Source organism: Neobacillus bataviensis (assembly GCF_019969725.1).
In genome coordinates this window covers 1-12942 of record NZ_JAHXYW010000010.1, presented here as the reverse complement: position 1 = coordinate 12942, position 12942 = coordinate 1, and the positions used below count along the sequence as shown (strand labels likewise).

At 39.3% G+C, this 12942-nt stretch carries 11 protein-coding genes, 2 tRNA genes, 2 rRNA genes and 1 riboswitch; of the genes, 4 read left to right on the top strand and 11 right to left on the bottom strand.

Annotated features, from left to right (window positions below; genetic code table 11):
• Positions 1-151: 151 nt before the first annotated feature.
• Both LC455_RS21660 and LC455_RS21655 read right to left on the bottom strand, forming a co-directional pair.
• Positions 152-3181 carry an efflux RND transporter permease subunit gene (locus tag LC455_RS21660; RefSeq protein ID WP_223593874.1) on the bottom strand — a complete coding sequence of 1010 codons (3030 nt, stop codon included), beginning with the start codon at positions 3179-3181 and terminating at the stop codon, positions 152-154.
• A gap of 258 nt (positions 3182-3439) precedes the next feature.
• Positions 3440-4255 (bottom strand): 5'-methylthioadenosine/S-adenosylhomocysteine nucleosidase, encoded by an 816-nt coding sequence (locus LC455_RS21655; protein WP_223594276.1) that lies wholly within the window; start codon positions 4253-4255, stop codon positions 3440-3442.
• Between the two features lie 174 nt (positions 4256-4429).
• Positions 4430-4533, bottom strand: a riboswitch (purine riboswitch).
• Positions 4534-5089: 556 nt separating this feature from the next.
• Here LC455_RS21655 and LC455_RS21650 point away from each other — a divergent pair.
• From LC455_RS21650 to LC455_RS21635, 4 genes are all read left to right on the top strand, one after another.
• Positions 5090-5257 carry a hypothetical protein gene (locus tag LC455_RS21650; RefSeq protein ID WP_223593872.1) on the top strand — a complete coding sequence of 56 codons (168 nt, stop codon included), beginning with the start codon at positions 5090-5092 and terminating at the stop codon, positions 5255-5257.
• 101 nt (positions 5258-5358) lie between these two features.
• Complete coding sequence (locus LC455_RS21645; RefSeq protein WP_440446416.1) at positions 5359-5871, top strand: hypothetical protein; 513 nt, start codon at positions 5359-5361, stop codon at positions 5869-5871.
• A gap of 280 nt (positions 5872-6151) precedes the next feature.
• Positions 6152-6679 (top strand): NUDIX hydrolase, encoded by a 528-nt coding sequence (locus LC455_RS21640; protein WP_223593871.1) that lies wholly within the window; start codon positions 6152-6154, stop codon positions 6677-6679.
• A 520-nt stretch (positions 6680-7199) separates the two neighbouring features.
• On the top strand, positions 7200-7790 hold the full coding sequence (locus tag LC455_RS21635; RefSeq protein ID WP_223593869.1) for a MerR family transcriptional regulator: 591 nt from the start codon (positions 7200-7202) through the stop codon (positions 7788-7790).
• A 112-nt stretch (positions 7791-7902) separates the two neighbouring features.
• Here the strand turns inward: LC455_RS21635 and LC455_RS21630 are convergent, their stop codons facing one another.
• The 9 genes from LC455_RS21630 to LC455_RS21590 all read right to left on the bottom strand — a co-directional run.
• Positions 7903-8598, bottom strand: coding sequence for a glycosyltransferase (locus LC455_RS21630; RefSeq protein ID WP_223593867.1), 696 nt, complete (start codon positions 8596-8598; stop codon positions 7903-7905).
• Positions 8599-8624: 26 nt separating this feature from the next.
• The gene (locus LC455_RS21625; protein WP_223593865.1) at positions 8625-10427 is read right to left on the bottom strand and encodes a glycosyltransferase; all 1803 of its coding nucleotides are present in this window, start codon (positions 10425-10427) and stop codon (positions 8625-8627) included.
• Positions 10428-10663: 236 nt separating this feature from the next.
• Positions 10664-10957: a hypothetical protein gene (locus tag LC455_RS21620; RefSeq protein WP_223593863.1), complete on the bottom strand. Its 294-nt coding sequence runs from the start codon at positions 10955-10957 to the stop codon at positions 10664-10666.
• Between the two features lie 91 nt (positions 10958-11048).
• Positions 11049-11393, bottom strand: a complete 345-nt coding sequence (locus LC455_RS21615) for a hypothetical protein (RefSeq protein WP_223593861.1) — start codon at positions 11391-11393, stop codon at positions 11049-11051.
• Positions 11394-11539: 146 nt separating this feature from the next.
• Positions 11540-12022 carry a CBO0543 family protein gene (locus LC455_RS21610; protein ID WP_223593859.1) on the bottom strand — a complete coding sequence of 161 codons (483 nt, stop codon included), beginning with the start codon at positions 12020-12022 and terminating at the stop codon, positions 11540-11542.
• Between the two features lie 368 nt (positions 12023-12390).
• A tRNA-Val gene (locus LC455_RS21605) sits at positions 12391-12466 on the bottom strand.
• 38 nt (positions 12467-12504) lie between these two features.
• Positions 12505-12579 (bottom strand) — tRNA-Glu (locus LC455_RS21600).
• 42 nt (positions 12580-12621) lie between these two features.
• Positions 12622-12738, bottom strand: a 5S ribosomal RNA gene (rrf, locus tag LC455_RS21595).
• 87 nt (positions 12739-12825) lie between these two features.
• Positions 12826-12942: ribosomal RNA gene (locus LC455_RS21590) — 23S ribosomal RNA — on the bottom strand; the annotation flags it as partial.

Below are 12942 nucleotides of genomic sequence, written 5' to 3'. Positions count from 1 at the left end.
AAAAACGGAAGCCTCCTGCCTCCGTTTTTTTCTTTTTCCAATGGCCTATTCAATCCTTTTTGTAATTAACTTAAAGCAAATTCTCCTTACAAAAAGACCCTCTATGTCAGTGTCTCTACTCTTTTTTACCTGTGTAACCCTATCTTAAAATTCACGCTGGTTCCTTTTCAGTTATCATAGGAGTAGTCTTCTTAAAAAATCGCCCTTTTACCGATTTCATCACATGATAGGTAGTCGGCACAATCACCAAGGTTAACAGTGTAGATGTCAACAATCCGGAGATCACCACAATCGCCAGTGATCTCGAAATCAATCCGCCATCACTCGATAGCGCTAAAGGCAACAGCGCCCCAATGGTCGCTAGGGCCGTCATCAAAATCGGACGAAGGCGGGTTTTTCCTGCTTCCAGCAATGCTGCTTTAAGCTCCATGCCCTTCTTCTCATTCTGCTTCACGCGCTCCATCAAAACAATCGCGTTCGTGACCACAATTCCAATTAACATCAAGAACCCTACCAAAGCTGGCATTCCAAGTGCCTGATTAGTCAAATACAATCCCAGCAGTCCGCCAGAGAACAAGAATGGTAACGAAGACAGAATGGCCACCGGCATTAACATATTCCCAAACGCCACCAGCATCACGATAAAAACCAGCACAACGGCAACGGCCATCGCAATTGTCATATTCGTGAAGCCTTCATTCATCGCCTGCGCCTGACCTTCAGAATGGTACGAAACCCCTTTTGGCAGATCCAAGGTTTTTAATCGCTTATCTACCTCTGCCTGCACACCGGAAGAATTGTCTGTGGTGATTCGGCCCGTGACCTCAACATATTGCTGTTGATTTAAGCGGTATAAGGCGGAAGGACTCGGCACTTTTTCCAGTGTTGCCACTTCCGAAAGGCTTACGTGCTGCCCCAGCGGATTGGTCATTTTTTGACTCATAATCTCATTGATCGAATCGGCCGATTGGCCCGCCAATGACAATTGAACATTCGTTGTTTTCCCATCAACTTGCATGTCGCCCACACGATCCCCAGCGATAAGCTCTCGCACGTAGCCGGCAACCATGATTGGGCTCAACCCTTTTTCCGCCGCTTTGTGATCATCAATCTCTAAATGAAGCTGTTCCTTCACTCCAGAAAGATTTGATTCCACATTTTCTAATCCATCGATACCCTTAATTTTATTGGTAATCATTTTTCCGGCCGTTTCTAAATCTTTGGCATTTCCGCCCTCGACGATTAACGCTAACCCGCTTGTTCCCGCAATCCCAACTGGTGTAAGCGCCACTTGCATCTCATCATCCAGTTTCTCTACTTTTTCGCGAACTCTTTTTTCAAAATCAACTGTTTGTTCTTTCGTAACATCCTCTTTTAAATCAATCGAAAAACGAATATGTTCCCCATTCACAACCGTTTGCAAATGATTGATATCTTTTTCGCGGCCCAAAATATCTTCTACCTTAACCGCTACGGCATTCGTTTTATCCAATGATGTCCCATCCGGTAAATCTCCCGTTAACCGATAGGATAGGGCTTTTTCCTGAGGTAAAAAGTTCTTCGGAATCATCGGAACTAATGCGAGCGATCCGACGAACATCACCAAAGCTGTAACCACCGTGACCGCCCGCTTATTTAACACCCATGACAGCACATTTTTATATGCTTTTTCAAAAATGGTTTCCTTGACTTCTTTATGTTTAATCTTCAGTAAAAATAACTTAGCCAATAACGGCACGACCGTTAACGAAACAATCAAGGAAAACGCAAGCGCCACGATGACGGTAATGCCAAACGGGGCAAAGAATCGACCAATGATCCCTGGCACAAACGACAGCGGTCCGAAAACGGCGATCGTTGTAAGGGTCGAAGAGGTAATTGCGCCCCCCACTTCTTTGGCTGCCGTCAGAACCATTCGTTCATCACGTTTCGGGCTCGATAACGTCCGGCGGTACACATTTTCAATGACGACAATCGAGTCATCGATAACGCGTCCCACTGCCACAGCAATTCCGGCAAGCGTCATCATGTTTAAGCTATAATCCAAATATTTCATCGTGATCATTGAAGCCAAAATCGATAACGGAATCGAAAGAACGGCGACAATCGTTGCTCTGATATTGCGAAGGAATAGGAACGTGACAATCACCGCAAACAAGGTTCCCAGTAAAACCTCCCGCAGCATCCCATCAACAGATGTCTTCACTTCTTTTGAGGTATCATATAATTTCGTTAATTTGTACCCAGCCGGAAGATCAAGTTCATCCAGCTTTTCCTTTGCCTGATTTACTACTTCGACGGTATTGGAGCCTGGCTGTGCTTTCATTTCTACTAAAACAGCCGGCTTTTCGTTTAATCGAGTGTAGACTGTTTCCTTTTTATTGCTGTAAGAAACGGTGGCGATATCTGATAAACTTACGTTTTGAACGCCTGTTGGCCCTTGCGCCAAAATTTGAATTTCTTCAACATCCTTTACTGAATTCAACTTGAAATCAGCTTGAACGTTTAAAGTTTTGTCATCCACATTGACCTGCCCGGCTGGAAACGAGAAATGGTGCGCTAAAAAGGTTTGCTTAACCGTTTCATAAGAAATCCCGAAGCTCTTCATCTTTTCAGGATCCAGCTTGACCGCCACTTCCTTTTCGGTCTCGCCTGAAATATCGATGGCCCCTGCTCCATCAATTCCGGTTAAGGCCGGCTTGATTCGTTCATTAATATATTGTGTCAGATCGGATTGATTGGCGGTTTCCGATGAAAGCGCAAATTGAAATACGGGTGCCGCAGAAGGACCGTCTTTTAATATTTGGGGTTTTTCAGCCCCTTCCGGCAGATTAATCGTCGCGACCGCCGTGGTGACATCCTTTTCCGCTTCATCCATATCCTTGCTCATCTCAAATTCAAGAATCCCCACGACCACATTGCTGTGCGCTTCTATATACAAATTATCCAGTTTCTTGATTCCTGAAAGCGTGGTTTCCAGTGGCTTTCCTATATCCTCTAATCCTTGTTCCGGAGTAGCGCCGATATACGGAACCTGGACAACAATATATGGAATGTCGACGTTTGGCATTGACTCCATCTTCATCGTTTTGACGGAATAAATACCGACTGCAATCACCATTAACATGGCGATAAAAATAACCCCTGCATTCTTTAAAGAAAACTTAATCCAAGACTGCATAACTTCTCTCCCCTTATGTTTATTTTTCCATCTCCTCGCGGACTGGTTTGATTTTCCTTTTTCATTATAGGTCTTCCAACCGGCCATCAACCTCGGGCGGCTGTTGTAAAATTGTCTGCGACTTGAGACCTAGAACGAAGTGGGGGGTTATCTTTTTTTAAGTGGGGTTTGTCTATTTTCTTAGTGGTTTTGTCCATTTAAACAAATAATGGAAAAAACCCCGCCAGTTCTGAGGCGGGGTTGTCATTCAAAACACAATTATTTACTTTCAATCGTATCAATATATTTTTTGACTACTTCATAAACGTATTCCTGATTAGCTGCAGCTGTATTTGGGTTATATTGGCCACCATTGGTTTTATTGTTCGAAAGCACGCGGATACCCAGGAATGGTACATCATATGCCTTTGCAATTTGTGCCGCTGCCGCACCTTCCATTTCTTCTACAGAGGTACCATAGTTATCATGGAACCACTTGATCCGATCCACTTCATTATTCCAAACATCTGCTGAACCAATTGTTCCTTCGACTACTTTGCCTTTCGTGTACTTATCTTTCACAGCATTCGCAGCCGCCAGTAAATCCTTATCTCCCTCATAATAACGAATCTTTTCAGCATTCGGATCGGACCCGCTTCCTTCAGAAGCCATCAAGTCCATTGGAATCCATTGACTTGGATCCATTCCTTCGTTTACATTCTTGGTCTCTGTTTTTAACGAACCGATGTTGGTCACTCTTTTTCCTAATACAATATCAAAAACATTTAAGCTTGGATCATGTCCGCCAGAAGTACCCTGGTTGATGATGGCAATTGGGTTATATTTTTCAATCGCAACGGCCGTAGCAGCCGCAGTATTTTCCATTCCCTTACCGGTTTTCACTACGATGACAGGATAATTATTCAACTTTCCTTTGTAAAAAACAAACGTTCCGGATTTCTCTACCTTCACTTTGTCTAATTTTTGCGCAAAATTTTCCGCCTCAATCGGCATTGGACCTTGAATGATAATCGGCCGCCCGGCACCCTCTACTACAGTTTCATTTTTGGATTTGAATCCAGCAAATACAGCCAGTAACAACACAACAACCGCAGCAAATATAGTATATTTCTTCAAAAAAAGCTCCCCCTTGTTAATAGACTCGAAACTGGATCCAATGAAAAAGGTCTAGAAAAGTAGATAAGTTTCTACCTTCTAGACCTACGAAAGTTAAAGTATTAGAATGCAGAACCTTAAAAGCCGAACGATCCGCCTAAAACTTTAACTCGTAGTCTAGTTCTTTCAATGGGAACCAGGTAGAGACGCTCAGACCATATTACCGAGCATATACGAGTCACGTTATTTAAGATTATTACTTTGTTAATATAACAAGCCAATAATAATTTTTCAATAAAAATACGAATATTAATATAATATAACCACAAAAATATTCGTATTTAGGGGGATTTTTACTAAAAAATATGCCGATATACCTATCCCTTATAACGAAATCCAATCCCTCAGCGCTTTCGGATCTTTTATTTTAAAATAGACGGAGGCTTTAGTTACTTTGATACAGATTTTGGAAAAATTTTTATTGCAATGGTGGTTTGTCTATTTTTAAAGGGCTTTTGTCTATTTTTGAACGCACATTGTCTATTTTCTTACAGGTTTTGTCTATATTTTCGTGAGTTTGTTTATTTAGACAAAAAATAGTAAAAGCCAAGGAACTCCATATGGTCCGTTGAACCCTCTAGATTAACAACATTTGCATTGTTTTTAATCTCTCTTAAACTTAGGAAATGTGACAAAAATATAAACATTCTCTCTAAATTAATTTTAGTTCCCATTTTCTGTGATATATGTCACATTGAAATAACCTAAAATCCCTTAAAATCATCTTAAGTTAATACAAAAGGGGGAAATAAAATGTTTGTAGCTTGGTTGATAGTAATCAGTACATTTTTCATTTGCCTATACGCAACAGTCATTATCATAAATGGCCTTAAAGAAAAAGAACAACAGGAATTAGCAGAATTACACACTCAACTTAACATAGCCATTAATAATACAGAAATAATGAAACAAGCAATCTAGATATTCACAACAGCTTCCATTTGAAGCTGTTTTTTTAATGCAGGTGCCATCTTAGAATAATCACTGCCTGGATGCTGAATAATAGGGTTAGAGGTGATCATGTGACTAAAACAATCATTCTCATTAGCTGTTTGTTCGTGTCCTTCAGCATCCATTCATTACATGCACATGCCGATTTTCCAAGATTAACGGCTGAATGCAAAGAAATGGCGAAGCTGCGAGATGACCAATATACAACGCTCATAATGAAGGATATTATATCGGACTTCAACCTGGATATTGACGACAGCAGCTATATAGAGATAACCGACAGGGATTTGGACGCGGCAAACCTTATTTACGGCGGCAAGGAAAATGATGACTATTATAACTCGTTAAAACAGCACTTTATTGTGGCATCGCGTGGAAAGCCCAGATTATTTGTGAGACCCCAGGAATTATATCTTCTATACAAGGAACCTGATAACACCAACGTAATGGTCCATTTTAAACTCAAGGATTCCAGATGGGAAGTCATCGAACAAAAAAAGAAAAGCGGCAAGGAGATTGGATATAAACTTCTTGACTGTGAGATTGAGTACCTCAATAAGAAAAAAGAATACTACGCGGATTAAAAGAAGCGCTGCCAGAAATCGGGCAGCGCTTTTTTATGTTCCTTCCAAGCTAACCAAGCTTGATAATTTTCCAATTAATATCCAGAAAATATTGTTACTTTCATAAAATATGTAGTAAGTACCTGAAAATACGTCATAAGTGGCCTAATATATGTCGTAAGTGGCCTAATATAGGTAGTAAATAAATGAATAATTGAAAGCCAGCTTCTTGCTTTCCCTTTTCCATAGATACCTATTCGCGGTAAAATAGAAATTATGTTGAAATGGAAAGGTGATTAATATGACTTGGAAAATTAATAGCTCAATAAATGCAAAAATAGACCGCTTCGGGGTGATTTTAGATAAGGTCAGTCTCCCTAATGGCGATGAAAAGACCTTTTCCTATTTAGATTTTGCCAAAGGAGTCTGCGTTCTGCCCATTTCTGAGAACAAAGAAATTATTTGTCTAAAGCAATATCGCCATGCGATAAAAAGCTGGGAGTGGGAGCTGCCTGCCGGGATGATTGAGCAGGAAAATGATTCTCCCCTGGAAACCGCCAAACGAGAACTGGAGGAAGAGACAGGCTTTAAGGCTGAACATTGGCTCGATCTTGGAAGCTTCTACCCGTCCCCAGGCTCAACCAGTGAGGAAATTTATCTATTTGCAGCAGCCGGTTTAACAGCATCCGAACAAAACTTGGAAAACAGTGAACAAATTGAATTACATAAACTATCAATGGAAGAATTGAACTCCTTGATAAAAAATGGAGAATTTAAGCACGGTGCGGGGCTGGCGGCTGTATTGCGGTATAAATTAATTGTGGATTAATGGTTGTGGAAGAAAAAAGGGCTGGAATTACCGAGGGTTATGCACCCTTGATTGGCCCATGTGGACAAGTTTGTTAATATCTCAGGCGATTTTGTTCTCATAGACAGTTCATGGGGACATGTTTGTTTATAACTCCGATTTATTTTGTTCTCATAGACAGTTCATGAGGACATGTTTGTTTATAACTCTGATATATTTTGTCCTCATAGACGGTTCATGAGGACAAGTTTGTTTATAACTCCATTATTTCTGTCCTCATAGACGGTTCATGTGGACAATCTTGTTAATAACTCAACCAGTCCTGTCCTCATAAATGGTTTATGGGGACAAGTTTGTTTATAACTCAGACGATTTGATTATATGAAGTGTGGTTTGTCCACTTCTGATTTAAAAAGGAGGTAAAATGGAGCAGCTTTTTCAAAACAACATGATTCAAAACTACCGATTTAGAAGCTTGGGTGAGAAATAAAAAGGAAACTTTCGGCCACAAATAGAAGTGTTATTGCGGAGGTGTTATGGAATGACGGTTAAATATTCCCCTGCCGACGTACAGGAATTGCTACAGGTTGACAGCAATACATTACGGAAGTATGCCACTCTCTTAGAAGGGCATGGGTATCACGTACACCGTAATAATAGAGGCCACAGATGCTATTATGAGAACGATGTTATCACACTCCGCAAATTAATTGACTTCAGTAAGCAAGAGGGCATGCCCCTGGAACAGGCTGCCGAAGCCGTGATGGTCTGGGTTTCACAAGAGAGTAAAGCGGCCGTCGTAACGGAAGTAGTTCCGGTTGAGACTACGATTGATCAGGATAAGGAACTGGTTCCGATAGAAGGCACAAATGACAAGGATATGGAGCATGATTCCCATCATGCTGAGCTTTTGGAGCGTATAGAGCATTTAGAACAAATAAACTTAGATTTGATCAAACATTTGAAGGAAAAGGCAATATCGGAAGCGAAGCAAGAAGAAAAGCTTAATGAAATCATGAAATATGTAAAAAGAGCGGAGCAACTAGAGGAAGAACGATATAAAGTGATAGAAGAGACAAAAAGGCAGATTGCCGCCACCCGCCAAAAAAGATGGTGGCAATGGTGGAAATGAGAATGTTGTGATAGATATGACCTCCCAAAAAAGACTTGATCTAATGGATTGGTATAGAAGTAACTTTATCGATTCTGCCCAACAATAAAAAGGCCGCCAATTGGGCAGCAAGTTAGACTCTGAGATTCATACTTTTTGAGATAAGGGACTGAAAATCTTCCGTATAGGCGATTAATTCTCCCCATTCCATTAGATCTTCTTCTTGAATCTTCCACGTGTGTTTTTCTGCTTCTTGCCGAATGACGGCAAAATGATAGCGATTAGTAGAATAGATGTTAAACCCCTTCTCTTTACATTGCTCTATAAAAAAGTAATCCTCCGCTCGATTTACTTTTTCAAATTGAACATGCTGAAACACCTCTTTTTTAAACATCAGTGTGGCTCCAGCAACAGTGTCAGAGATGGCATTCTCAGCACCGGAAACATGTATTAAAGCCTTCTTGTTTTTAAAATAAATATATACGGAGTTTTTGCCGATTATGGATACATTTTTCTGTTTAAAGACATCCATCGAACTCTTGATATAATCGGGACCATAATAGTCATCGTCATCAAATTTTGCGATAATATCATATTTGGCTTTCATGATCCCAAAATTTAAGCAGTCGCCTAAAGTTGCATTTTCATGCAGCTGATAAACTTGAACATTGCGGTATTTCTTTGCCTTTTTGATCCACTTATCAATGTCCATCGTGTCTTTATTTAGGATCACGATCAGCTCTTTATCTTCCCAGGTTTGCTGTTGATAATTTTTGAAAACATTATGGATATTCTCTTCTCTAATAGTACAAGTAATAATAGAAACCACCTTTTTCCCTCCCTCTGCCTAGCTTTCTATGAATTCATAACCTTTTCCAAAAAGATAGTTAAATTAGTGAATTTTTTAAGAGTTTTGATCGAATTGATATCTTTTTGAAGCTCTTTTCTGCCCCGTGAACTAAAGCCTGCAGCCCCCAAGATATTAAGGTGACGGATATCGACTTGGAGCAAAAGGAAGATGGTTTTCAGTATATGAATAAATTCTTCCTGGAATTCTTTATACTGCTCCGAATAGGATTGCACCAAAGCCTTGTACTCTTTTAAGACCTTATTCATCGTAATTAAATCGGCAAGTTGGGAAAGCTCTAATCCAAGAATGAGCACATCAATGTCATCATGCTTCGATATAAAAAGCTCCAGATTATTGATGGCTTCTTTCCATCTGCTTTTTCCTACAGGATGCTCTTGATGGTAGGTGATAACTTCGTTTGTGACAGTATACTGAGCACCCATTTTATATAACCGGTAACCTAATTCCCAATCTTCGTATCCGTACTTGACAAAGTCTTCATCAAACAACCCGGCTTGTTCAATAAAGTCTTTGCGGATGGAAACGTTCCCTGTCAGAAAGGCCATCCATGGAAACATAAATCCATCCAGGTTTGCGTCAAAATGTTTGGCAATCGTCTTAAACCACGAATAAGAATTAAAAACTAAATCCTTATAGGTTTTACTAGTAATATGGTTCTTCTCTAATAGCGGATACGGTTCCTCACATGGTAATTTAACTTCTCGTATCCTCTGCTTTAGCTCTTTATTATGTTTTGCTAAGGATTTGATTTTGTTAATGGTATCCGTATCAAATTCAGGAAAGATACAGGTGTAAATCTTTTTCGAATGCATAACTCCTGACAAGATAACCTTGTCTTTTTCTTGGTGGTACTTAAGATGTTTTTCTACAAAATCCGGTTCTGCAATCATTTCAGCATCGAGAAAAATGAGAAGGCTGCCTCTTGCTAAATGAATGCCCAAATTCCGTACCTTCGCTCTTCCAAGATTGCTTTCATTTCGAATATATTTAAAGTGAAAAGGAGGGGAATAGTCTTTTAGTTTCTCTTCCGTTTGGTCTGTTGAAGCATCATCGATAAAGATTACTTCCATTTGAGCGGGATTGAAGGTTTGTTGTTCGAGTGAAAAAAGGGTAAATAAATTTAGGGGAAATTTATTAAAAGATGGAATGATGATACTTACTTCAATAGGTTGGCTCTTTTTCTTTACTTTATTAGAGTTACTGCTTTTTTGAGAATTCTTGCTGCCGGATGGCATCACTCTTGCTTTTGATTTTTGTAGCCAAAGACTGTAAAGCCCTTTTTCATTCCCTATAAGCTGCTGATTCATAGTAGACTTAAGTTGTTTTTCTGTCCGGGAATGGTCCCAAAGCCTGATCTCTTTGATCTCCCCATTAAAGAGCTGATCACCAATAATCCCCGCTGGGAAAACATTTCTTTTAGGACTACGTTCACCACTTTTAACAAAATTACCATTAATAAATAAATAAGGCCTTCCATCATCGTAGACGACAGCAAGATTAATGAAATCATGAATTTTTGTCTCATAGACTAACACGGCATAATGATGAATATCGGTATGCTCTACGACGGTTATTCCATTACGACCAACCGATACACTAATTCCAGCTTCATCATAATAATCAACATGTCCTGGCCCAATGATATAATTTTTACCTTCTGTGTTTGCTGGCTTTTCCCGTGATTGTTGGTCAATAGGCTGAACGCTCTTTGGCTTCACCCAAAACTCATACGTGAACGAATTTTTTAGTTTGGTTAGCAAACCTTCGTACATGCCATTTCCTAACATGCTGCACCACCTCATTTCCCTTTATAAAATAACCAGTCCATTGGTCAAGCTTTTACAGAATATGAAGTGTATTAGCTTTTGACTAAACTAACACCTATGTATCTCCAACTTTTCTCCTGAAAATTTATAAAGGCAGCGCGTCGAAAAATAAAAAAGAGCACTTGGATGCCCTTTTTTCTAAAAAACAGAAAATTATTTTTTCACTATTCCATGTGTGTGGTAATAGAAGAAAAAGTCTAGAACCAGCTTCTTCTTCTTCTTGGCTCGGACGTATTATATGATGTTGTTTTATTATCAACAGATGTACTTACTGGTTTCTGATTTCTCTTACTCTTTTCTATTAACCGATCAAGTTTTTGAACGGCCCTTTCAAGCTCAAATTCTGTCAATTCTCCTTTGGCATATAAGCTGCACAACATGCCATATGCGATTGCTTTCGTATCAATATCTACATGTACAGTTAAATCCACATCGGAGTTTCCGCTGTTTCTAATTAAACTATTTAGTTGATTTTCGCTCAGTCTTTCCAAATTTCACCCTCCTTATCTAGCATAAAAGGGATACTAGATAATAGTATCAAGTATCCCTAGCACGACTATCCTTGAATAAAGGAGCATTATATTAGTATTTATGTTTGTCTTTGCCTTTGCCCTTATCTTTATCTTTATCTTTATCTTTGTCTTTATCTTTGTCTTTTTGCTCCTTGTGACCATCCTCAGACTCTGCATTTGCTTTTGAACGTACTTTTGCACGAGCTTCACTATCTACGCAAATATCAATGGAAACACTAGAATTTCCACTGTTCGTAATGTTAGCTGTTGCAGAGTTAGTATTTTTGTCTTTTAAACTAACCTCTGTTTCATTTTCTGCTTCATTTTCAACTTTATTTTCTACATCAACATTATTTCGTACTTCCTTATTACTATTGCTGCTTTTTTTACTAGAACTCTTTTTTTCTTTTCCCAAGATGATGTCCCTCCTTTCGAAATCGGATACTATAATTTATTCATATAACTATTAAGTGTTCGTACAAGTAGATATATGAATGCGGATTTTTGTAAAAATTTTAGTAGAAAAAGAAAAGGGCCCCCAAAAATAATTTCGGAGCGCCCTTAGGACTTGCATTTTATTATTTTACGGTGCAGCGGAAGTAAGAAACTATATACTACCAAATACAATGGGATTGATATGATAAAGCTCCAGCCATGGACTTTCATGTATCCTGCCTTCCTCATCCCCCATTCAATTAAAGTAGAAATAATAGTAAAAATAATGACTAACGTCCATTTGTTGGTTTTCTTGAGATAGTTTAAATAAATAACGGCAAGTGATGAAGGAATTAAACTGTAACTTAAAAACTCCCCTATTCCCGTGATTTTCGGGTTGCCAAAATCAACGAGATCTAACATTTTTCCAAATAACGAATCAGAAATCCAAGCAAAGTAACCAATGAATCCAAAAGTAATATAAAATTCTCGCCAACCTATCTCTTTTTTAGGCATAAAAAGAGCATATAAAAATAACAGCAACGATACCGTAATCGGCAGCCAGCTTCCTTCTGCATGTAAATCTAAATTCTTCGTGATCGAATTCAAGGACATCACCTCGTATTTAGTATTTCCAAATCCAAGGTGAATATTTCTAATTTAAAATCAATTAATAACAATAACAACTAAAAATGACGTTATGTAAGTTTGGGTTTGAGGCCATAAAAATTCGTTTAATAGTTTGGGATTCAACATTGGCATATAAGCATTTGCTCTCATATTTTTTAAAAAAACTGTCGAAAGTATACAAATAGAATAATAGTGAGGTTAACTATAACATGGAAAAAGAAAAGGTATTGAGGGAACTCTGTTTAGTCTTAAAAATAAAAAAAGCTCCACAGGGAGGATTCCGACCTACGACCGAGCGGTTAACAGCCGATGGCTCTTCCAATTGAGCTTAAACAATTTAAATTATATGGTGGAGGATGACGGGATCGAACCGCCGACCCTCTGCTTGTAAGGCAGATGCTCTCCCAGCTGAGCTAATCCTCCAAATTCATGAAGTAATTTTCAATATCAAGAAGAAAATTTGGTGACCCCTACGGGATTCGAACCCGTGTTACCGCCGTGAAAGGGCGGTGTCTTAACCGCTTGACCAAGGGGCCACTTTAAAATTTTAGACAAAATAATAGCCCCAAAGGGGCTTAGCCTGGCAACGTCCTACTCTCACAGGGGCGCGTGCCCCAACTACCATCGGCGCTGAGAAGCTTAACTTCCGTGTTCGGTATGGGAACGGGTGTGACCTTCTCGCCATAATTGCCAGACTATTTTGTTAAGGGTTCATTCCCTCAAAACTAGATAATGCAGAAGAAGTATGTAAAAACGAGTTCACCTTCATATGTTCATATGACTTGGTTAAGTCCTCGAACGATTAGTATCAGTCAGCTCCACACGTCACCGCGCTTCCACCTCTGACCTATCAACCTGATCATCTTTCAGGGTTCTTACTAGCTTGACGCTATGGGAAA

What these genes read in the sequence shown, in the direction of transcription:
- LC455_RS21660 (WP_223593874.1), bottom strand. Translation starts at nt 3,181, where the DNA reads ATGCAGTCTTGGATTAAGTTTTCTTTAAAGAATGCAGGGGTTATTTTT.
- LC455_RS21650 (WP_223593872.1), top strand. Translation starts at nt 5,090, where the DNA reads ATGTTTGTAGCTTGGTTGATAGTAATCAGTACATTTTTCATTTGCCTA.
- LC455_RS21640 (WP_223593871.1), top strand. Translation starts at nt 6,152, where the DNA reads ATGACTTGGAAAATTAATAGCTCAATAAATGCAAAAATAGACCGCTTC.
- LC455_RS21635 (WP_223593869.1), top strand. Translation starts at nt 7,200, where the DNA reads ATGACGGTTAAATATTCCCCTGCCGACGTACAGGAATTGCTACAGGTT.
- LC455_RS21625 (WP_223593865.1), bottom strand. Translation starts at nt 10,427, where the DNA reads ATGTTAGGAAATGGCATGTACGAAGGTTTGCTAACCAAACTAAAAAAT.